Origin of the sequence: Aurantiacibacter sp. MUD11 (assembly GCF_026967575.1) — a bacterium.
Classification (GTDB): domain Bacteria; phylum Pseudomonadota; class Alphaproteobacteria; order Sphingomonadales; family Sphingomonadaceae; genus Alteraurantiacibacter.
In genome coordinates this window covers 292536-313736 of record NZ_CP114054.1, presented here as the reverse complement: position 1 = coordinate 313736, position 21201 = coordinate 292536, and the positions used below count along the sequence as shown (strand labels likewise).

Annotated in this window: 22 protein-coding genes; 15 read left to right on the top strand and 7 right to left on the bottom strand. The window is 65.1% G+C overall.

The window, feature by feature from the left end:
- The first annotated feature begins 90 nt into the window (after window positions 1-90).
- Window positions 91-324 (top strand): DUF4170 domain-containing protein, encoded by a 234-nt coding sequence (locus OZN62_RS01565; RefSeq protein ID WP_269100928.1) that lies wholly within the window; start codon window positions 91-93, stop codon window positions 322-324.
- A 70-nt stretch (window positions 325-394) separates the two neighbouring features.
- Here OZN62_RS01565 and greA read toward each other — a convergent pair whose 3' ends face one another.
- The 3 genes from greA to carA all read right to left on the bottom strand — a co-directional run bounded on the left by greA (window position 395) and on the right by carA (window position 5467).
- Window positions 395-862 (bottom strand): transcription elongation factor GreA, encoded by a 468-nt coding sequence (gene greA, locus OZN62_RS01560; protein ID WP_269100926.1) that lies wholly within the window; start codon window positions 860-862, stop codon window positions 395-397.
- 98 nt (window positions 863-960) lie between these two features.
- Window positions 961-4284 (bottom strand): carbamoyl-phosphate synthase large subunit, encoded by a 3324-nt coding sequence (carB, locus tag OZN62_RS01555; protein ID WP_269100923.1) that lies wholly within the window; start codon window positions 4282-4284, stop codon window positions 961-963.
- 1 nt (window position 4285) lies between these two features.
- Window positions 4286-5467: a glutamine-hydrolyzing carbamoyl-phosphate synthase small subunit gene (gene carA / locus OZN62_RS01550; RefSeq protein ID WP_269100920.1), complete on the bottom strand. Its 1182-nt coding sequence runs from the start codon at window positions 5465-5467 to the stop codon at window positions 4286-4288.
- Between the two features lie 152 nt (window positions 5468-5619).
- On the opposite strand from carA, the gene OZN62_RS01545 reads away from it, so the two are divergent.
- From OZN62_RS01545 to OZN62_RS01520, 6 genes are all read left to right on the top strand, one after another.
- Window positions 5620-6072 (top strand): GatB/YqeY domain-containing protein, encoded by a 453-nt coding sequence (locus tag OZN62_RS01545; RefSeq protein ID WP_269100918.1) that lies wholly within the window; start codon window positions 5620-5622, stop codon window positions 6070-6072.
- Window positions 6069-6740 carry a hypothetical protein gene (locus tag OZN62_RS01540; RefSeq protein ID WP_269100916.1) on the top strand — a complete coding sequence of 224 codons (672 nt, stop codon included), beginning with the start codon at window positions 6069-6071 and terminating at the stop codon, window positions 6738-6740. Before OZN62_RS01545 ends, OZN62_RS01540 begins: the two co-directional genes overlap by 4 nt.
- Window positions 6741-6773: 33 nt before the next feature.
- Window positions 6774-8657, top strand: a complete 1884-nt coding sequence (dnaG, locus tag OZN62_RS01535) for a DNA primase (RefSeq protein WP_269100915.1) — start codon at window positions 6774-6776, stop codon at window positions 8655-8657.
- Window positions 8658-8666: 9 nt separating this feature from the next.
- The gene (rpoD, locus tag OZN62_RS01530) at window positions 8667-10694 is read left to right on the top strand and encodes an RNA polymerase sigma factor RpoD (RefSeq protein WP_269100914.1); all 2028 of its coding nucleotides are present in this window, start codon (window positions 8667-8669) and stop codon (window positions 10692-10694) included.
- A gap of 80 nt (window positions 10695-10774) precedes the next feature.
- Window positions 10775-11398 (top strand): ParA family protein, encoded by a 624-nt coding sequence (locus tag OZN62_RS01525; RefSeq protein WP_269100913.1) that lies wholly within the window; start codon window positions 10775-10777, stop codon window positions 11396-11398.
- Window positions 11399-11441: 43 nt separating this feature from the next.
- The gene (locus OZN62_RS01520; protein WP_269100912.1) at window positions 11442-13070 is read left to right on the top strand and encodes a GMC family oxidoreductase; all 1629 of its coding nucleotides are present in this window, start codon (window positions 11442-11444) and stop codon (window positions 13068-13070) included.
- Here the strand turns inward: OZN62_RS01520 and OZN62_RS01515 are convergent.
- Complete coding sequence (locus OZN62_RS01515) at window positions 13027-13446, bottom strand: nuclear transport factor 2 family protein (RefSeq protein ID WP_269100910.1); 420 nt, start codon at window positions 13444-13446, stop codon at window positions 13027-13029. The genes OZN62_RS01520 and OZN62_RS01515 overlap by 44 nt on opposite strands.
- A gap of 95 nt (window positions 13447-13541) precedes the next feature.
- On the opposite strand from OZN62_RS01515, the gene rpiB reads away from it, so the two are divergent.
- The 8 genes from rpiB (at window position 13542) to rpsD (ending at window position 18271) form a co-directional block, all read left to right on the top strand.
- Complete coding sequence (gene rpiB / locus OZN62_RS01510) at window positions 13542-13976, top strand: ribose 5-phosphate isomerase B (RefSeq protein ID WP_269100908.1); 435 nt, start codon at window positions 13542-13544, stop codon at window positions 13974-13976.
- An 11-nt stretch (window positions 13977-13987) separates the two neighbouring features.
- Entirely contained in the window at window positions 13988-15301 is a 1314-nt protein-coding gene (gene glyA, locus OZN62_RS01505) for a serine hydroxymethyltransferase (protein WP_269100906.1), read from the top strand.
- 4 nt (window positions 15302-15305) lie between these two features.
- Window positions 15306-15536 (top strand): hypothetical protein, encoded by a 231-nt coding sequence (locus tag OZN62_RS01500; RefSeq protein WP_269100905.1) that lies wholly within the window; start codon window positions 15306-15308, stop codon window positions 15534-15536.
- A gap of 3 nt (window positions 15537-15539) precedes the next feature.
- Complete coding sequence (gene nrdR / locus OZN62_RS01495; RefSeq protein ID WP_269100904.1) at window positions 15540-16010, top strand: transcriptional regulator NrdR; 471 nt, start codon at window positions 15540-15542, stop codon at window positions 16008-16010.
- A complete protein-coding gene (locus OZN62_RS01490) occupies window positions 15997-16728 on the top strand; it encodes an RNA methyltransferase (RefSeq protein ID WP_269100902.1) in 732 nt (243 codons plus the stop codon). Before nrdR ends, OZN62_RS01490 begins: the two co-directional genes overlap by 14 nt.
- 56 nt (window positions 16729-16784) lie before the next feature.
- Window positions 16785-17081 carry a hypothetical protein gene (locus tag OZN62_RS01485; protein ID WP_269100901.1) on the top strand — a complete coding sequence of 99 codons (297 nt, stop codon included), beginning with the start codon at window positions 16785-16787 and terminating at the stop codon, window positions 17079-17081.
- Window positions 17082-17170: 89 nt separating this feature from the next.
- Window positions 17171-17494 (top strand): hypothetical protein, encoded by a 324-nt coding sequence (locus OZN62_RS01480; protein ID WP_269100900.1) that lies wholly within the window; start codon window positions 17171-17173, stop codon window positions 17492-17494.
- Window positions 17495-17656: 162 nt separating this feature from the next.
- Complete coding sequence (gene rpsD, locus OZN62_RS01475; protein ID WP_269100899.1) at window positions 17657-18271, top strand: 30S ribosomal protein S4; 615 nt, start codon at window positions 17657-17659, stop codon at window positions 18269-18271.
- Between the two features lie 75 nt (window positions 18272-18346).
- On the opposite strand, the gene tgt is transcribed toward rpsD, so the two are convergent.
- Genes tgt through OZN62_RS01460 form a run of 3 tightly spaced genes read right to left on the bottom strand, consistent with a single transcriptional unit; the run spans window position 18347 to window position 21201 of the window.
- Complete coding sequence (gene tgt / locus OZN62_RS01470) at window positions 18347-19480, bottom strand: tRNA guanosine(34) transglycosylase Tgt (protein ID WP_269100897.1); 1134 nt, start codon at window positions 19478-19480, stop codon at window positions 18347-18349.
- Window positions 19470-20414, bottom strand: coding sequence for a DUF481 domain-containing protein (locus tag OZN62_RS01465; RefSeq protein WP_269100896.1), 945 nt, complete (start codon window positions 20412-20414; stop codon window positions 19470-19472). Before OZN62_RS01465 ends, tgt begins: the two co-directional genes overlap by 11 nt.
- A 19-nt stretch (window positions 20415-20433) precedes the next feature.
- The gene (locus OZN62_RS01460) at window positions 20434-21201 is read right to left on the bottom strand and encodes an ABC transporter permease (protein ID WP_442864404.1); all 768 of its coding nucleotides are present in this window, start codon (window positions 21199-21201) and stop codon (window positions 20434-20436) included.

Here is a 21201-nt window from a genome sequence, read left to right as displayed (position 1 = left end):
GGCTCCCCGGCAGCTTGGCCCTTGCGATTAATGCCCGATGCCTTAGAGGCGTCGGTAACAACAGCAACCACTCCAGGGAAAGCCGACAGCATGTCCGATAAACCGCAGCTCCTCCACCTCGTCATGGGCGGCCGGGTCAACGATCCGCGCAGCGTGGAATTCCAGGACCTGAAGGATATCCATGTCGTCGGCTTCTATCCGGACTATGCCAGCGCCGAAGAAGCCTGGCGCGGCTGGGCGCAGCGCACCGTGGACGATGCGGAAATGAAGTACGTCATCGTTCACCTGCACAAGCTGCTGGAGCCTTCGCTGCCCGGCGCCTGACGCCACTGGACAGCAGACACAAAAAAGCCCCGCTTCGGCGGGGCTTTTCGTATCCGGCGATGACGCCCGATCAGATGAACTCGATCTTCTCGATCAGGTAGAACTTGTCGCCCGAAGGAACGGTGACTTCCACCTCTTCGCCCACGCTCTTGCCGATCAGGGCGCGTGCCAGCGGGCTTTCGTAGGAGATGCGGCCAACCTTGGCATCGCTCTCCGCCTGGCCGACGATCTGGTACTTCAGCGGCTTGTCGTCCTCGTCCAGCACGGTGACGGTGGCACCGAACACCACCTTGTCGCCGCTCAGCGTGGCGGGATCGATGATCTGCGCCCGGCTGGTCTTGTCCTCCAGCTCGGCAATCTGCGCTTCCACCTGGCCCTGGCGTTCCTTGGCGGCGTGGTATTCGGCATTTTCCGAAAGGTCGCCATGGGCGCGCGCCTCTTCGATCGCCTCGACGATCCGGGGGCGCTCCTCGCGCAATGCCTTCAGGTCGGCAGTGAGCTTTTCATAGCCCTCCGCAAGCATCGGCACTTTCTGCATCGTATACCCTGTCTTTCTAAGTACCCGTCAAAACGACCCTGCCCCGCCCACGAAGGCGGCTGTAAGGATCAAATTGCGGGAGGAAGTGTGTCTAGGTTCTATCCATAATAGTCCTGCAAGCTGCGCACTTCAAGTTCGCTTGCATTTACGGACGCAATGGCCTGTGCCGCGGCCGCCGAAGCGGCGGCAGTGGTGTAATAGGGAACCTTCATTTCCAGCGCACTTGCACGGATCGACTGGCTGTCCTTGTGGCTCTGCCAACCCTCGGTGGTGTTGAACACCAACGCGATCTCGCCATCGACGATCTTGTCGACGATGTGCGGACGTCCCTCGGCCACCTTGTTGACCCGTTCGATCGGCAGGCCCTGCTCGGCCAGGTAGGTGGCGGTGCCGCCGGTGGCGACCACGCTGAAACCGAGGTCCACCAGCTGCTTCACCGGGGCCACGATATGCGCCTTGTCGCTGTCCTTCACCGAGACGAACAGGCAGCCTTCCTTGGGCAGCATGGTGCCTGCGGCGATCTGCGACTTGGTGTAGGCAGTGGCAAAATCCCTATCGATTCCCATGACTTCGCCGGTAGACTTCATCTCCGGTGTCAACACGGGGTCAGAGCCGGGGAAGCGCGCGAAGGGGAATACCGCCTCCTTCACCGCCACATAGTCCAGCTCACGCTTGATCTTCGGCATGTCGGCCAGCTTCTCGCCTGCCATCACGCGCGCGGCGATCTTGGCGATCTGGCTGCCGGTGGCCTTGGCGACGAAGGGCACGGTGCGGCTGGCACGCGGGTTCACCTCGATCAGGTAGACCTCGCCGTCCTTCACCGCGAACTGCACGTTCATCAGCCCGCGCACGCCCAGCGACATGGCCAGCGCCTCGGCCTGACGCTCCATTTCCTGCACGATCTCGTCGGACAGGCTGTAGGGCGGCAGCGAGCAGGCACTGTCGCCGGAGTGGACACCGGCTTCCTCGATGTGCTGCATGACGCCTGCGATCACGACCTGTTCGCCGTCGCACAGCGCATCGACGTCGCATTCCACGGCGTCGCGCAGGTACTGGTCGACCAGCACCGGGCTGTCGCCCGACACGTCCACGGCGGTCTTGATGTAGTTTTCCAGCTGCGCATCGCTGTCGACGATTTCCATCGCCCGGCCGCCCAGCACGTAGGACGGGCGCAGCAGCACCGGGTAACCGATGCGGTGGGCCACGGCGAGCGCCTCTTCGTGGCTGTAGGCGATGCCGTTGTCGGGCTGCTTCAGCTTCAGCTTGTTGACAAGCTTGGCGAACCGCTCGCGGTCCTCGGCAAGGTCGATGGCATCGGGGCTGGTGCCGAGGATCGGGATGCCCGCCTCTTCCAGCGCACCCGCCAGCTTCAGCGGGGTCTGCCCGCCGAACTGCACGATCACGCCCTTCAGCGTGCCCTTGGAGTGCTCGACGCGCAGGATTTCCAGCACGTCCTCGGCCGTCAGCGGCTCGAAATAGAGGCGGTCGGAGGTGTCGTAGTCGGTCGAGACCGTCTCCGGGTTGCAGTTGACCATGATCGTCTCATAGCCCGCGTCGGCCAGCGCGAAGCAGGCGTGGACGCAGCAATAGTCGAACTCGATGCCCTGCCCGATGCGGTTCGGGCCACCGCCGAGGATGACGATCTTCTCGCGGTCGGACGGCCAGGCCTCGTTCTCCGGCTCGCCGAAGCTGGGCGCTTCGTAGGTGGAGTACATGTAGGGCGTGATCGCCTCGAACTCGGCGGCGCAGCTGTCGATCCGCTTGAACACCGGCAGCACGCCCAGCTTCTGGCGCAGTTCGCGCACTTCCTGTTCGCTGGTGGCGCCCGCCATGGCGCGCAGGGCGTCATGCAGAAGGCCCGAACGCTTGGCCTGCGTTTCCCCCAGGCCGCCCGCGACACCGACCGAACGCACGGCCAGCGTGGCGAGGCGCTTGTCGGAGAAGCCCATGGCCTTCAGGCGGCGCAGTTCGTCGGCCTGGTTGGGCAGGCCTTCCTGCGCGATCATCTGCTCTTCGTAGATGATCTCCTCGATATGCCGCAGGAACCACGGGTCGTAGTGGGTGATCGTGTTGATCTCTTCCACCGTGAAGCCTTCGCGGAAGGCCTGTGCGATCTTGAGGATTCGGTCCGGCGTCGCCTGCGACAGGGCAGCGGTGATGAAATCGCGGCTCTTGCCTTCCAGCTCGGGCACGCGGTTGAAGCCGTCGAGCCCGGTTTCGAGGCCGCGCAGCGCCTTCTGCATCGATTCCTTGAAGTTGCGGCCGATGGCCATGACCTCGCCGACCGACTTCATCGCGGTGGAGAGCAGCGGCTCGGCGCCCTTGAACTTCTCGAAGGCGAAGCGCGGGATCTTGGTGACGACATAGTCGATGGTCGGCTCGAACGAGGCCGGCGTCGCGCCGGTGATCTCGTTGGTGATCTCGTCCAGCGTGTAGCCCACGGCCAGCTTGGCGGCGACGCGGGCAATGGGAAAGCCGGTGGCCTTCGACGCGAGGGCCGAGGACCGCGACACGCGCGGGTTCATCTCGATCACGATCAGGCGGCCGTCCTTCGGGTTGACTGCGAACTGCACGTTCGAACCGCCCGTCTCCACGCCGATCTCGCGCAGCACATTGATGCTGGCGGTGCGCATGATCTGGTATTCCTTGTCGGTCAGCGTCAGCGCCGGCGCGACGGTGATGGAATCGCCCGTGTGGACGCCCATCGGATCGACGTTCTCGATCGAGCAGATGATGATGGCGTTGTCGTGCTTGTCGCGCACGACTTCCATCTCGTATTCCTTCCAGCCGAGCAGGCTTTCCTCGATCAGCACCTCGGTGGTCGGGCTGGCATCGAGGCCGGAACGGACGATGCGCTCGAATTCCTGCTTGTTGTAGGCCACGCCGCCGCCGGTGCCGCCCAGCGTGAAGCTCGGGCGGATGATGGCGGGAAGACCGGTGCGCTCCAGCACCTCGTATGCCTCGTCCATGTTGTGCGCGACGCCGGAGCGCGCGCTTTCGAGGCCGATCTTGTCCATCGCCGCGCGGAAACGCTGGCGGTTCTCGGCCTTGTCGATGGCATCGGCCTTGGCGCCGATCATCTCCACACCGTACTTCTCCAGCACGCCCTGCTCTTCCAGCTTCAGCGCGCAGTTGAGCGCCGTCTGCCCGCCCATGGTGGGCAGCAGCGCATCGGGCCTTTCCTTGGCGATGATCTTGGCGACGATTTCCGGCGTGATCGGCTCGACGTAGGTCGCGTCGGCGAACTCCGGGTCGGTCATGATCGTGGCCGGGTTGGAATTGACCAGGACGACGCGGTAGCCATCCTCCTTCAGCGCCTTGATCGCCTGCGTGCCGGAATAGTCGAACTCGCAAGCCTGGCCGATGATGATCGGACCGGCGCCAATGACGAGGATGGAGGAGATGTCGGTACGTTTGGGCATTTTAGTCGAGCATCCCCACGAACTTTTCAAAGAGGTAGAAACTGTCTTGCGGCCCCGGTGACGCTTCCGGGTGGTACTGCACCCCGAAGGCCTTCTTGCCGCTGATCGAAATGCCGCAGTTGCTGCCGTCGAACAGCGAGACGTGGGTCTGCTCCACACCTGCGGGCAGGGTGTCGGCATCGACCGCGAAGCCGTGGTTCATGCTGGTGATCTCCACCAGGCCGGCGGTGTCGCCCCAGCCCTCGCCCACGCGCTGGACGGGGTGGTTCGCGCCGCGGTGGCCCTGGTGCATCTTGGTGGTCTTCGCGCCCGCTGCCAGCGCCAGCATCTGGTGGCCAAGGCAGATGCCGAACAGCGGCACGTCCTTGTCGAGCAGCGCCTTGATCACCGGCACGGCATATTCGCCGGTCGCCGCCGGGTCGCCCGGGCCGTTGGAGAGGAACACGCCGGCAGGCTCCAGCGCGAGGATTTCCTCCAGCGGGGTGCGTGCGGGAACCACCGTCACCCGCGCCCCCGCCTTCACCAGGTTGCGGAAGATGTTGTCCTTGGCACCGTAGTCGATGGCGACGACGTGCGGACGGCTGCCGTTCTCGGCCGAGCCGTAGCCATGGCCCAGCTGCCAGAAACTGCCCTGCCAGTCTTCCTGCTTTTCGCGGGTCACGCGCTGGGCGAGGTCCATGCCTTCCAGCCCCGGCCATTCCTGCGCCTGCTGCAGCAGCGCATCGAGGTCGAACTCACCATTCGGATCATGCGCGATCACGGCATTAGGCGCGCCCGACAGCCGGATGCGGCGAGTCAGCGCCCGGGTATCCACGCCCGACAGGCCGATCTTGCCGTGCTTCACCATCCAGTCGGTGAACTCGCCCTCGGCGCGGAAGTTGGAGGAGCGGGTGATGTCCTCTCGCACCACGCAGCCCACGGCGCTTTCGACCGCGCTCTCGACATCCTCAGCATTGGTGCCGACGTTGCCGATATGCGGGAAGGTGAAGGTGACGATCTGCGCCGCGTAGCTGGGATCGGTCATCACCTCCTGGTAACCGGTCATCGCGGTGTTGAAGCAGACTTCGCCCACCGCGCTGCCGGTGGCGCCGAAGCCGCGGCCCCAGACGACGGTTCCGTCTGCCAGAACGAGGACTCCTGTCGCTCCTTTGGGTTGCGCGCGCGAAGAAGCGAGAAAGGCCATGGAGGCTCCCGTGAATCAGGTGGACCGACAATGTGTGCTAAGTCCCAGCCGCTAGGGTGTGGCGGCACACTCGTCAAGCACAAGACTTGGCTTTGCGACGGCTTCCATTAAGTGGGGGGCGAAACTTCCACAGGAAAGAAATCGAAAGCGCCATGCTGAGGGACCAGATCAAGACCGAAACCGTCGCCGCCATGAAGGCCGGCAACAAGGAACGCACCGCCGCGCTGCGCCTGATCGCCGCCAAGGTGAAGGACCGCGACATCGAACTGCGGACCAAGGAATCGGCGGGCGATGACGACGCGCTGGTGATCGACGTGCTGCAGAAGATGGCCAAGCAGCGCCGCGAATCGATCCAGATGTACGAGGACGGCGGCCGCACCGAACTGGCCGAGCAGGAAAAGGCCGAGCTGGCCGTGATCGAGGAATTCCTCCCCAAGCAGATGAGCGAGGAGGAAACCAAGGCCGTGATCGAGGCGATCAAGGGCGAACTCGGCGCTGAAGGCATGAAGGACATGGGCCGCGTGATGGGCGAGCTGAAGAAGCGCCACGCCACCGTGCTCGACATGGGCCGGGCCAGCGGCTGGGTGAAGGAAGCGCTCTCTTGAGGACACCTGCCCTCGCCCTGCCCCTGCTGCTGGTGCTTGGCGGCTGCCAGGCCGAGATCGAACCTGCTCCCACACCGACGCCGACCAACACCGGCCCGCGCACGCTGGTGTCCGCCGGGCTGAACGACCAGCAGCTTGGCCCGCGCATCGTCGGTCCGCAGGGGCCGGAAGTGGTGAGCACGGTGACCTTCGAGGGAAGCGTGGTCGCGGAGATCACGTCTTTCGTCACCTGCCCCGCTACGCCCGAAGGCGAGACTGCACCGGAAGAATGCGTGCCCGAGGACCAGCCAGAGGGCACCGTCTACACCTATGTGCACCGCGTGGTGCCCGCTGAAGGCGCAGGACCGGTTGCTTCCTTCCGCACCTCGCGCCGCGCGACGGGCTTCGCCAATGTCATCGGCTTCAACCGCGTGCAGGCCACCGGCGCGCTGGGCGAAGACTATTCGATCGGCGTGCAGATCGACAACGGCGCACTGATCTGGCGGATCGAGGCCGGCGACGGCTGGGACGCGGGCGAGGAAATCACCCTGTTCTGGCAGAGCACCCTGCCGCCTGCCGGACCGGAAGAGGCCTACCTTGTCGAGACAGCGGACGGCATGGTCGCGGCTACCGGCCCCTTCCCGCCGGAACCCGAAGAAAGCGCCGGAGAAGCGCCCGCGGGCGACTAGCCGAATCGGGCGCATGTGTGACACAGTCGCGCGATGGCGCTGTCTCCCCAATGGCTGGATGAACTCAAAGGCCGGATCACGCTGTCCGCGCTGATCCAGCGCACGGTGAAACTGCAGCGCGCCGGGCGCGAGTGGAAGGCCTGTTGCCCGTTCCATTCGGAGAAGACGCCCAGCTTCTACGTCAACGACCAGAAGGGCTTCTATCACTGCTTCGGCTGCCAGCAGCACGGCGGCGCGATCGACTGGATGATGGAGCAGCACGGCCTGCCCTTCATGGACGCGGTGAAGGAACTGGCGGCCGAAGCCGGGATGGAAGTGCCCGCCCCCGATCCGCGCGCGGCCAGGCAGGCCGAACGCCGCGCCACCTTGCACGACGTGATGGCAGCCGCGCAGCAGTGGTTCGTCAGCGAACTTGCCGGGCCCGGTGGCGCACAGGCGCGCGCCTACCTCGAACGGCGCGGCCTGTCCGACCACACCATTCGGCAGTTCGGCTTCGGCTGGGCGCCCGATGACAAGCAGGCGCTGAAAAAGGCGCTCTCCGATTTCGACGAACGACTGCTGATCGAGGCGGGCCTGCTGATCGAGGTCGAGGACAAGATCCCCTACTCGCGTTTCCGCGGCCGCGTGATGCTGCCGATCCAGGACGCGCGCGAGCGGGTGATCGCCTTTGGTGGCCGCATCCTGCAGGACCGCGACGGCGTCGCGAAATATCTCAACAGCCCGGATACGCCGCTCTTCGACAAGGGCCGCACGCTCTACAACATCCACCGCGCCGCCGCCGCCAGCCGCAAGACCGGGCGCGTCATCGTGGCCGAGGGTTACATGGACGTCATCGCCCTCGCCGCCGCCGGGTTCGAGGATGCCGTGGCGCCGATGGGTACCGCGCTCACCGAACAGCAGGTGGAACTGCTGTGGCGCATGGCCGACAAGCCCGTGCTCTGCTTCGACGGCGACAAGGCCGGCCAGCGCGCTGCCATGCGCGCCGCCGAACGCTCGCTGCCGCTGCTGCGTCCCGGCCATTCCCTGCAGATCGTGCAGCTGCCCACCGGCCTCGACCCGGACGACCTGATCAAGCGCGACGGACCGAAGGCGATGGAAAAGCTGCTGGCCGAACCCAAGTCGCTGCTCGACCTGGTGTGGCAGCACGAACGTGACGTCGCCCCGCTGCATTCGCCGGAGGACAAGGCCGGGCTCAAGGCGCGGCTGCTTGGTCATGTCGATGCCATCCAGCACCCCGACATCCGCTCGCTCTATCGCCGCGAACTGCTCGACCGTTACGGCAGCTTCGCCTTCCCGCCGCGCCCGCAGCGCGAGTTCCGGGGGCGTGGCGGCTTCCAGCGCGATGTTCCGCAGCGCACGTCGCCGCAGGTCGTCAGCGCCCTGCGCCAGGCCAGCGGAACGGCTTTTCGCGACATGCTGACCACCGCCGTCCTGCACGGACTGGCGCGCCACCCGTCGGAGATTCATCGCCACGCCGATGCCATGCTGGGCCTTGCCAAGGGTGATGCGCAATTGGCGCAGGCGGTCGATTTTCTGCTCGATAGTTCACAAGAGCTTGAACCTGCCGCCAATTCGCCCATATCTGTCGGTGACAACCTGCCGCCGCCGCCGGATAAAGCCCGTTTCTCCTTCCTGATGGAAGGCTCCGATCCGGACGACGCGAGGGAGGACCTGGCCGAAGCCGTTGCCTTGCTGGTCGAAAGGCCAGCACTGGAAGCGGCGATTGTCGCGGCCACACGTCGTTTCGATTCCGACCCCGAAGGTGCATTTGCTGAACAGCAGCGCTTGCGCAAACGAAAGCTGGAAATCGATTCGCGACTGGGGCAGATGACACGCAAACGCGCCGCAGCTGAGGCGCAGGAAGACAATGATGCGGCCACCGGCGATGCCGAAGTGGCCGAACAGGAAACGGATTGACGGTACCCTATGGCGACCAAGGCCAAGAAGTCCAAGCAGAACGAAGACGCTCCGCTGATCGACCTCAACGAGGCATCGATCAAGAAGATGATCGCGAAGGCGAAGCGCAAGGGCTACATCACCTATGACGAGCTGAACGAGGCGCTGCCCTCGGACCAGATGTCCGCCGACCAGATCGAGGACATCCAGACCGCTCTGTCTGACATGGGCGTGCAGATCGTCGAGAGTGCCGAAGAGGCGGAGGACGATGACGACGACGGTCCGGAGGAAATCGCCCCGACCGGTTCGGAGTCGCAGGACGAGAACGCCAAGCAGAACGTCCCCGAGAAGAAGAAGAGCACGGCATCCGAAGGCCGCACCGATGACCCGGTGCGCATGTACCTGCGCGAAATGGGCGCAGTGGAACTCCTCAGCCGCGAAGGCGAAATCGCCATCGCCAAGCGTATCGAGGCCGGTCGCGACACCATGATCATGGGGCTGTGCGAAAGCCCGATCACCTTCCACGCCATCATCACCTGGTCCGAGGCGCTGAACTCGGAGGAAATGCAGCTGCGCGAGATCCTCGACCTCGACGCCATGCTGTCGAAGGAGCCGCCCGTCGACAAGATGGAGGAAGGCGCCGAGGACGATGACGACGGCGAGATCTCCGAGGAAACCGCCGGCCCCACCATCCGCGACGACGACGATGACGTGGAAGACGAATCCGACGACGACGAGGACGGCGAAGAGGGTTCGGGCCGCAAGCGCGACGACGAAGAGGAAGAGGACAACACCATGTCCCTCGCCCAGATGGAAGCCGCGCTGAAGCCGGATGCCATCGAGCGTTTCGACCGCATCACCAAGCTGTTCAAGAAGTTCGAGAAGCTGCAGGCAGAGCGCGTGGACGTGCTCTCCGGCGGCGAGGAATTCCCGAAGGCGAAGGAAAACAAGTACGAGAAGCTGCGCGAGGAGCTGACCGCCGAGGTCGAGTCCGTGCAGTTCCACGCGACCAAGATCGAATACCTGGTCGACAACCTCTATGCTTTCAACCGCCGCCTGACCGCTCTGGGCGGCCAAATGCTGCGCCTGGCCGAGCGCCACAAGGTGAAGCGCAAGGACTTCCTCGACGTCTATGTCGGCAACGAGCTGGACGAGAACTGGCTGAAGGAAAAGGCCAAGAAGGACAAGAAGTGGGCGGCCTTCGCCGAGAAGGAAGCCGACGCCATCGAGCGCATCCGCGCAGAAATCGCCGACATCGCCAGCCAGACCGGCATGAGCCTGGTCGAATTCCGCCGCATCGTGAACATGGTGCAGAAGGGCGAGCGCGAGGCGCGTATCGCCAAGAAGGAAATGGTCGAGGCGAACCTGCGCCTGGTGATATCCATCGCCAAGAAATACACCAACCGCGGCCTGCAATTCCTCGACCTGATCCAGGAAGGCAACATCGGCCTGATGAAGGCCGTCGACAAGTTCGAATACCGCCGCGGCTACAAGTTCAGCACCTATGCCACCTGGTGGATCCGGCAGGCGATCACCCGCTCGATCGCAGACCAGGCGCGCACCATCCGTATCCCGGTGCACATGATCGAGACGATCAACAAGCTGGTGCGCACCAGCCGCCAGTTCCTGCACGAACAGGGCCGCGAACCGACCCCGGAAGAGATGGCCGAACGCCTCTCCATGCCGCTGGAGAAGGTGCGCAAGGTGATGAAGATCGCCAAGGAACCGATCAGCCTCGAAACGCCGATTGGCGACGAAGAGGACTCGCATCTGGGCGATTTCATCGAGGACAAGAACGCCGTCATCCCGGTGGATGCGGCGATCCAGTCCAACCTCAAGGAAACCGTCACCCGCGTGCTGGCATCGCTCACGCCGCGTGAAGAACGCGTGCTGCGCATGCGCTTCGGCATCGGCATGAATACCGATCACACGCTGGAAGAAGTCGGCCAGCAGTTCAGCGTGACGCGCGAACGTATCCGCCAGATCGAGGCCAAGGCGCTGCGCAAGCTGAAGCACCCGAGCCGCTCGCGGAAGATGCGCTCGTTCCTCGATCAGTAGGAAAATAGACAGCCGTCAGAGACGGTGGCATAAGTCGTCACAAGGAGAGGACAGACCCGTTTTCGAGGGAGCCTCTTCGCGTGCCCAAGATCGTTGCAATTGTCAGCCAGAAGGGCGGCTCGGGCAAGACCACGCTCGCGCTGCATCTCGCCACCTGTGCCGCCTACGCCAAGCAGGACACCTGCGTGATCGACACCGATCCGCAGGCGACGGCGGCCGCCTGGGGTGACTGGCGCGGCGATTTCCTGCCCGCCGTCGTCACCAGCCCCCCTGCCCGCCTCGCCCGCACCATCGAGAATGCCGGCAAGCAAGGCATCGGGCTGGTCGTCATCGATACCCCGCCCCATGCTGAGGCCGCCATGCGCGAGGCGATCAAGGTGGCGGACCTCGTGCTCATCCCCACGCGTCCGCGTGCCTTCGACCTGCACGCGCTGGAAGGCATTGCGGACCTGGTGAACTTCACCGGCACGCCCGCGCACGTTGTGCTGAACGGCGTCCCCGCGAACGCGACCCGCATGGTGGAGGATGCCAAGGCGGCGGCCAAGGAACTCGGCCTCGAAACCTGCCCCGTCACCTTCGGCGACCGCGCCGACTTCCACCGCTCTTCGGCCAGGGGCGAAGTCGCCAGCGAGATCGACGACAACGGCAAGGCCGCTGGCGAAGTGAAAGCCATGTGGAAGTGGGTAAAGAAGGCGCTCGCCTAGCCATCGGTTTACGAACGCCGCGCACAGCGGCAATGTCCCCCGCATGGGGAGAGGGTTCGACTACATCGTTATCGGTGCCGGTTCATCCGGCGCGGTGATTGCCTCGCGGCTGAGCGAGGATCCTGCCGTTTCGGTGCTGCTGGTGGAGGCCGGCGGCCCCAACCGCCATCCGCTGCAGTTGATGCCGCTCGCCTTCCCGCGCGTCGCACTGGGCAATATCGGCACCTGGCAATTCGAAAGCGAGCCGGAACCCGCGCTCAACAACCGGCGTCTGGGCCTGCCGCGTGGGCGAACGCTGGGCGGCACCTCCTCGATCAACGCGATGATTGCCGTGCGCGGCAACCGCCGCGATTTCGACGACTGGGCAGCGGCAGGGATGGACGGCTGGGCCTTCGACGACGTGCTGCCCTACTTCAAGCGGCTCGAAAGCCATTGGCGGGGCGAGAGTGAATGGCATGGCGGCGACGGCCCTGTCGGCATCAGCAGGATGCAGGGGCCGGAACTGCTGTTCGAAGCCCACCGGGCCGCGGCCGAACTGGCGGGCATCCCCTATTGCGAAGACCCCAATGCCGCCGAACAGGACGGCATCTCCTACATGGAATCGACCGTTTTCGAGGGGCGCCGATCCAGCACCGCCCGCGCCTATCTCGATCCCGCGAAAGACCGTCCCAACCTGACCATGATGACGGGTGCGCTCGTCACCCGCATCATTGTCGAGAACGGGCGCGCGCAAGGCATCGAGGTCGTGAATGGCGGCAGTGCCGAGCGCATCGACGCGGCTTCAGAAGTCATCCTGAGCGCGGGCGCCTACGGCTCGCCGCAAGTGCTGATGCTGTCGGGCATCGGCAATCCCAACGAACTGCGCACGCTCGGCATCGAGCCGGTCCATGCGCTGCCCGGTGTCGGCAGCGACCTTGCCGATCACCCGGTCGTCATCAATGAGTACGAACTGAAGGAAGACCTCGGCCTGACGCGCCACCTGCGGCTCGACCGGGCGGCCATTGCTGCGGCGCGCTGGTTCCTCGATGGCTCCGGCCCCTTCGCCTATACCGGCACGCTGGCCAACGTGTTCATGCGCTCCGAACCGGGTATCGACCGGCCCGACATGCAGCTGATGTGCCTGCCGCTGAGCGGCGATGCGCGGCTGTGGGTGCCCGGCCTGCACCGCAAGCCGACCTCGCACCTCTCGGTGCGGACCGGCTACCTGCCGCTCAAATCGCGCGGCTGGGTGAAGCTGCGCAGCGCCGACCCGCGCGATCCGCCGCGTATCTTCCTCAACATGTTCTCGGCCGCCGGCGACATGGAAGGCATGGTCCGCTCGATCCGCCTGACGCGCGAAATCTATGCGCAGGAACCGCTGCGCAAGCTGATCGCACGCGAGAACATGCCGGGCGACGACGTGCGCAGCGACGCCGAACTGGAGGCTTTCGTCCGCAACCATGCCACGCACCGCGCGCACCCGGCCTGCTCGTGCCGCATGGGCCTGGACGAGCAGGCCGTGGTCGATGCGCAATTGCGCGTGCACGGGATCGAGGGGCTGCGCATTGCCGATGCCTCGGTGATGCCCGCCCTGCCCCGCGGCAACCCCAACCTCGCCTGCATGATGATCGGAGAGAAGACGGCGGACCTTATCCTTGGGCGGCAGGCTCCGGCACCCAGACCGCGCCCTTGATGTAGCGGATCAGGCCGTGCTCGTTCAGCAGGTAGTGAATGTAGAACTCCACCGGCACGCTGACGCCGACAGGCACCGGCGTCATCCCGGGATAGCCGCGTGCATCCAGTTCCTCCTGCGACAGGTCCTTCAGCCCGGTGAAGGTGATCACGACATTGGCGACGAAGCCCTGCTTGCCGGGGAAGAATTCGCGGAAGGCCACTTCCTCGCGGCAGTATTCGTGGAAGAAGCGATAGAATTCGCGGAAGGCATGCTTGCCGCGCACCGCGAAGCCGGCGTTCTCCAGCACGAAATCGTCGGCGAAGAAGGTCTCCAGCGTGTCGTAGTCGCGCGCATTGAAGGCTTCGATGTAGCGATGGTAGTCGGCTTCGTTCATGGGCGGGCACGCTACAGGCGCGCTTGTCGGGGACAAAGGCTTTTTAGTCCGGTTTTCGGGTAGCGGAGGCCCGCCGCGATGCCTATGTGGGGCGCATGAAAATCGCCATCGCCTCCGACCACGCCGCAATCGACATGAAGGCCGAACTGCGGGACTGGCTGATCGAGCAGGGCCACGAGGTTGCGGACCTCGGCCCGGACAGCACCGACAGCGTCGACTATCCCGATTACGGATACCTGCTGGCGGGCGTCGTCGCCGATGGCACGGCCGAACGCGGGATCGCCCTGTGCGGTTCGGGCATCGGCATTTCGATTGCAGTCAACCGCAACCCCCAAGTGCGTTGCGCGCTGGTGTCGGAGCCTCTATCGGCCAGCCTCGCGCGTGAGCACAACGATGCCAACATCATCGCCATGGGTGCGCGCATCATCGGCCCGGAATTGGCCAAAGCCTGTATTGCCGCCTTCCTCGAAACCGGCTTTGCGGGTGGACGTCACCAGCGCCGCGTCGACAAGCTTACAAATCCGTCCTGAGAGTCTTCGAAATGTCCGCTTCCCAGTCCGCCAGCACCGCCAACCCGCTAGACCGCTTCTGGAGCGAGAGCCTCGAGGAGGCCGATCCGCTGGTCTACGGCATCATCCGCAAGGAACTGGGGCGTCAGCGTGACGGTATCGAGCTGATTGCCAGCGAGAACATCGCCAGCCCCGCCGTCCTGGAAGCGGGCGGCAGCGTGTTCACCAACAAGTACGCCGAAGGCTATCCGGGCAAGCGCTACTACGGCGGCTGCGATTTCGCCGACGAGGTGGAAACGCTCGCCATCGAACGCGCCAAGCAGCTGTTCGGCTGCAATTTCGCCAACGTCCAGCCCAACTCCGGCAGCCAGATGAACCAAGCGGTGTTCCTGGCGCTGCTCAATCCGGGCGACACCTTCATGGGGCTGGACCTCGCCAGCGGCGGGCACCTGACCCACGGCTCGCCCGTGAACATGAGTGGCAAGTGGTTCAACTGCGTGCCCTATGGCGTGCGCCGCGAGGACAGCCGCATCGACATGGAAGAGGTCCGCCGCCTCGCCCACGAGAGCAAGCCCAAGCTGATCATCTGCGGCGGCACCGCCTATCCGCGCATCTGGGACTTCGCCGAATTCCGCAAGATTGCCGACGAGGTAGGCGCCTACCTGCTGGCCGACATCTCGCATTTCTCCGGCCTGGTGGTGGGCGGTGCCCACCCGTCGCCCTTCCCGCATGCGCACGTCGTCACCAGCACCACCCACAAGAGCCTGCGCGGCCCGCGTTCGGGCATCATCCTGTGGAACGACGAGGAACTGTCGAAGCCGCTCAACATGGCGGTGTTCCCCGGCCTGCAGGGCGGCCCGCTGATGCACACCATCGCCGCCAAGGCCGTGGCCTTCGGCGAAGCGCTGCGTCCCGAGTTCCGCACCTATGCCGCCTCGATCGCCGAGAACGCCAAGGCGCTCGCCTCCAGCCTTTCCGAAGCGGGCATTTCGATCGTCTCCGGGGGTACGGACAACCACCTGATGCTGGTTGACCTGACCACCAAGGACGTGACCGGCAAGGCGGCCGAGAAGGGTCTCGACCGCGCGCTGATCACCTGCAACAAGAACGCCATCCCGTTCGAGCCGCGCTCGCCCTTCGTGACCAGCGGCGTCCGCCTCGGCACCCCGGCGGGCACCACCCGCGGCTTCGGCCCGGCAGAGTTCCGCAAGGTCGGCGCGCTGATCGCCGAAGTGGTCGACGGCATGGCTCGCAACGGGGAAGAAGGCGACGCGCAGATCGAAGAGCGCGTGCGCCGCGAAGTGGGCGAAATGTGCCGGGCATTCCCGGTCTATCCCGGAAGGTAAGATCATGACCGATCCGCGCAGGGACGACGACGATATCGACCGTTTCATCCTCAAGGATGCGATGGAAGAGGCCAAGGCCATGGGCCGTGAAGGCATGGCGCACCCCTCCACCAAGCCGGTGCTGACCGGTGCGGCCGTGGGCGCTGTGGCCGGTGCGGTACTGCCGGTCATTTCCCTGCCGGTCGGGCTCGCCGCTGGCGCTGCCTTCATGCTCTACAAGCGGATCCGGCCCTGATCGATGCGCTGCCCGTTCTGCGCGCATGACGACAGCCAGGTAAAGGATTCGCGCCCCACCGAAGACAACACCGCGATCCGCCGCCGGCGCCAGTGCGAGGGCTGCGGGGCGCGCTTCACCACCTTCGAGCGGGTGCAGCTGCGCGACGTCACGGTGGTGAAATCGGGTGACCGGCGCGAGACCTTCGACCGCTCCAAGATCGAACAGTCCGTCGCTCTTGCCTGCCGCAAGCGCAGCGTCGACCAGGAACGCATCGATCAGCTCGTCTCCGGCATCCAGCGGCAGGTGGAGACCGCCGGCGAAAGCGAAATTCCCTCGGCACGCATCGGCGAAATGGTGATGGAAGGCCTCCGGCAGATCGACTCGGTGGCCTACATCCGCTTTGCCAGCGTCTATCGCGATTTCTCCGAAGCCCGCGATTTCGAGGAATTTGCCAGCACGGTGAAGGATGCGGCGTCCAATGGCGACGGCTGACACCCCCTCTCCCGTTATCGTGCTGGTGCGCCCGCAGCTGGGCGAGAATATCGGCAAGGCGGCACGCGCCATGCTCAACTTCGGCCTCACCGAAATGCGGCTGGTCGCTCCGCGCGACGGCTGGCCCAACCCCTCCGCCGGCCCGGCGGCGGCCGGGGCCGACGTGGTGCTGGAACGGGCGCAGGTCTTCGACACCACGGCAGCGGCCGTGGCCGACTGCGCACATGTCTATGCCACCACGGTCCGCAAGCGCGGCGTGACCAAGCCGGTGCAGACACCCGAGGAAGCCGCACGCGACATTCCCCGCCAGGCCGGACGCAGCGCCATCCTGTTCGGGCCGGAGCGGTCCGGGCTGGAGACGGAGGACGTTGCCCTCGCCCGCACCATCATCACCGCGCCGATTAATCCCGAATTCGGATCGCTGAACCTCGCGCAGGCCGTCATCCTCGTCGCCTACGAGCTGTCCAAGCATCGCGACCTGGTGATGCCGACCGAGGAGGAGCTGCTGCCCCCGGCGCCGCAGGAAGAACTCGACGGGCTGATCGCACACCTCGAAGGCATGCTCGAACCCAAGGGCTATTTCCTTCCCGAAACCCGCGCCGAGGCGACCCGCCGCACCTTGCGCGGCGTGCTGACCAAGCCGGGCTGGAACCACCTGGAGGTGCGCACCTTGCGCGGCGTACTCTCCTCGCTCCAGCGTCCTCCCCGCGAGGATTAACCGCAGGTTCAGGCGGCGAGGCGATTTTTCCCCTTGGAAATCAAGGGAAGACTCCCATGAGCCTGTTGCTGGCGACCGCCGCCGTCGTGCTGACGCCCGTGGCGCTGGACGACCCGCAGCTGGAGCATGAAGGCACCTTCATCTCCGCAACGGCGCAGGCCGCACGCAGCGATGGCTCGGTCGACGAACTGCTTTGCCTCGCCCTTCCCGCAGATCACCCGGAAGGCACCCGCGCCTGCCTTACCGCCGCCGAGTGGCAGGCGGTTTTCGACCGTGTGGCGCATGACGAATCCATCCGCTGGCGCGAGCGCGCGATGCACATCGCCCATTGGTACAGCGGAGCAAGCGACTAGGCCGGCAGTGCGGTACAACCTGTTACATTTTTTAGACCCGAAGGGGGCAGAGTTGTGTTACGGGAGCAGTCGAGAGGGAGAGTAACACTATGAAATTCCATATTCTGGCAGCGGCAACGATCATTGTCGGCAGTTCTGTCGCATGGGCGCAGGACACCGGTGACGAGGACCAGCGCCAGGAAGCCACCACGGTCGCCCAGAACCAGGAAGAAGAGGCCGAGGAAGACGATCCGAGCCAGGAAGTGGTGTGCCGCACCGAGCGCGTAACCGGCTCGCTGACCCGTCGTCGGCGCATCTGCATGACTCGTTCGGAGTGGGACGACGTCGAAGCTGCTACGCGGCAGGGCCTTAGCCAGATGCGCGGCAGTGGTGCCAAGCAGTGCCCGCCGGGTGACCCGATGGGCGGCTGCTGACCACTTGACTTATGCCCGCGCGCAGCTAAATGCGCGCCTTCGCGACAAATTGGTCCCGCACCCCGGTGAAGCGGTGACCGCGTCTGGCTGATGGCCAGGCGGTGCGATGCCGGGTTGAATGGCCACCACAGGGGTGGTCCAGCAGATTGAAGGATACGACTTATGTCGAAGCGCACGCGCGCCAAGCACAAACTCGACCGCCGCATGGGCGAAAACATCTGGGGTCGCCCGAATTCCCCGGTCAACAAGCGCTCCTACGGTCCCGGCCAGCACGGCCAGCGCCGCAAGGGCAAGATGTCCGACTTCGGCCTGCAGCTTCGCGCCAAGCAGAAGCTGAAGGGCTACTACGGCGACGTCACCGAAAAGCAGTTCAAGGCGACCTACAAGGACGCGAGCCGCATGAAGGGCGACACTGGTATGAACCTGATCGGTCTGCTGGAACGCCGCCTGGACATGATCGTCTACCGCGCCAAGTTCGCGCCGACGATCTTCGCTGCTCGTCAGCTCGTTTCGCACGGCCACATCAAGGTCAACGGCGTGAAGTGCAACGTTGCCAGCCGTCGTTGCGACGTGGGCGACGAAATCTCGCTGGGTGAGAAGGCCAAGGAAATGGCACTGGTCATCGAAGCGCAGAGCCTGCCCGAGCGTGAAATTCCCGACTACGTCGCCGTCGACGGCAACGACAAGGTGAGCTTCACGCGCGTGCCGTCGCTCGACGAAGTGCCCTACCCGGTGCAGATGGAACCGAACCTGGTGGTCGAGTTCTACTCGCGCTGATCCGGTTTCCGGCTACGAATGCAAAAGGGCGGTCCCGCGGGGCCGCCCTTTTTCGTTTCAACAAAGCGTGTTGATTCAGCCTAGGTAATCGGCGCGGAACTTCGCAGCGAAGGCGGCGAAGGTTCCGCCAGCGATTGCCTCGCGCATCCCCTGCATCAGCTGCTGATAGAAGCTGAGGTTGTGCTCCGTCACCAGCATGGCACCCAGGATCTCACCCGACTTCTGCAGGTGGTGCAGGTAGGCGCGCGAATAGCTGGTGCAGGTCGGGCACGGGCAGCGGGCATCCAGCGGCGACTTGTCTTCCGCATGGCGGGCATTGCGCAGATTGACCGGGCCATCCCAGGTGAAGGCCTGCCCGTTGCGGCCGGAACGCGTCGGCAGCACGCAGTCGAACATGTCGACCCCGCGCTCGACCGCGCCGACCAGGTCGTCCGGCTTGCCCACTCCCATCAGGTAGCGCGGTGCATCCTCGGGCAGCATGTCGGGCGCATAGTCGAGCACGCCGAACATCGCCTCCTGCCCCTCGCCCACGGCAAGTCCGCCGATGGCATAACCATCGAAGCCGATCTCGCGCAGCGCCTTGGCGGACCGCTCGCGCAACCCCTTGTCGAGCGCGCCCTGCTGGATGCCGAACAGTGCCGCATTGGCGGCATGTTCGCCGCCGGCGTCGAAGGCATCCCGGCTGCGCTTTGCCCAGCGCATCGACAATTCCATGCTTGCCTCGATCTCTGCCAGCGGCCGGTCGGCGCGCGGGCATTCGTCGAAGGCCATGACGATGTCGGAGCCAAGGAGGCGCTGGATTTCCATCGAGCGTTCGGGCGTCAGCATGTGCCTGGAGCCATCGAGGTGGCTGCGGAACTCCACGCCTTCCTCGGTCAGCTTGCGCAGGTCGGACAGGCTCATCACCTGGTAGCCGCCACTGTCGGTAAGGATCGGCCGCTTCCAGCGCATGAATTCGTGCAGGCCGCCCAGCCGCGCCACCCGCTCCGCGCCAGGGCGCAGCATCAGGTGGTAGGTGTTGCCGAGGATGATATCCGCCCCCGTCGCGCGAACGGCCTCCGGCTTCATCGCCTTTACAGTGGCGGCGGTGCCCACCGGCATGAAGGCCGGCGTGCGGATATTCCCGCGGCGCATGGCGATGGTGCCGGTGCGCGCCTTGCCGTCGGTCGCCGCGACGGTGAATTCGAAGCGGGGCCGCTCAGAAGCCATAGACGAGCGTGAACCGCGTCAGCGTATCGGTGCTGACAGCCCCGGCGGGCGGGTTGCTGTCATACTCGACGGCCCATGAAAGGCGGGCGCGCAGCGCATCGCTGACGCCCACTTCGAGGCCGGTCGTGGCGGTCAGGCTGGTGTTCGCGCCATCGACGATCAGCAGCGCCTCGCCGCCGGTTTCCGCCGTGCCGTTGGCATCCTGCGTAAACTTGATGCTGTCGGAAATCTGCCAGTCAAAATCGAGCCCGACGAGACCGGCAACGCGGCTGGTTTCGGTGCCGTCGATGAACTGGGTGACACGGTAGGCCGGGCCAGCCTTGACCGACAGTTCCATGGTGTCGGTATCGATCACCTTGTAGCCTAGGCCGCCGGAGAGCGAATAGCGCCCGGAAAAGCCCTGCCGCCGGTCGCGCTCGTACTGGGCAAGGCCGAAGGCGAACAGCCCGTCGTTGATCTGGTAGCGCGGTTCGTAGCGGGCGAGGAATTGCTCGCGCGAGGTCGTGCCGTCCTGCCGGCGATAGTCGGCGGTAAACTTCAGCCGGTGCTCCCAGTCGATGCCCTCGCGCTGGAGATCAAGCGCCGCGCTGAGGCCGATTTCGTCGGTGTTGCCGGAGGACTGGAAGGCGCCGATCTGCCCTTCCCCGCTCCAGTTGTCGAACAGGCCCGCCTGGCGAATCTGCTCGACCTCGGCAGCGGCCTCGGCGGCGGCCAGTTCGCGTTGCTCGGCCTGGTAGGCAGTCCAGATGGCGTCGATTTCGGCGCTGTCGTCCGGAAAGGCAGTGCGCGCAGTGGCGATCACCGCCTCCACCTGCTCGGCATCGCCTGAAGCAATCGCGGCGTCGATCATGGCGCGCGCGGCGGTGGGCAATTCGGCGGCTGCGGGCGCGGCAATCAGCGCCAGCGGAGTGGCAAGGATGGCAAGTTTTCTCATGGCCGCACCCGCTAGCGGGTCATTCGCGCAGGCGCCACCCCGTCTTGAAGATCCACGTGATTATGCCGACGCAGATCAGCAGGAAGGCAAAGGTCGCACCCAGCGAGATGCCGATGGGGAAATCGGAGGTGCCGAGGAAGGTCCAGCGCAGCCCGTTTACGAGATAGACCACCGGGTTGATCAGCGCGACACTCCGCCACGGTTCGCCGAGCATGTCGATCGAATAGAAGGTGCCGCCCAGGAAGGTGAGCGGCATCAGGATCAGTAGCGGTACGATCTGCAGCTTCTCGAAGCCGTCCGCCCACAGGCCGATGATGAAGCCCAGCAGCGAGAAGGTCGCAGCGATCAGCAGGATGTAGAAGAAGGCGAGGATCGGATGAGCGATCTGGTAATCGACGATCAGCGCCGCCGTGCCGAGGATGACCGCCGCGAGGATCAGCGATTTGACCGCCGCCGCGCCGACGAACCCGATCAGCGTCTCGACCACGCCGACCGGTGCCGACAGCAGTTCGTAGATCGCCCCGGTGAACTTGGGCATGTAGATACCGAAGCTGGCGTTGCTGGTGCTCTCGGTCAGCAGGGTCAGCATCAGGAGGCCGGGCACGATGAAGGAGGCGTAGTCGACCCCGCCCGGCAGCTCCATCCGGCTGCCGATCGCGGCACCGAACACGACGAGGTAGAGCGAGGTGGTGATCACCGGCGAGGCGATCGAGCCGAAGGCGGTGCGGAACATGCGCATCACCTCGTTCTTGAAGATGGCGAAGGCGCCGCGGGCGTTGAAGGCCAT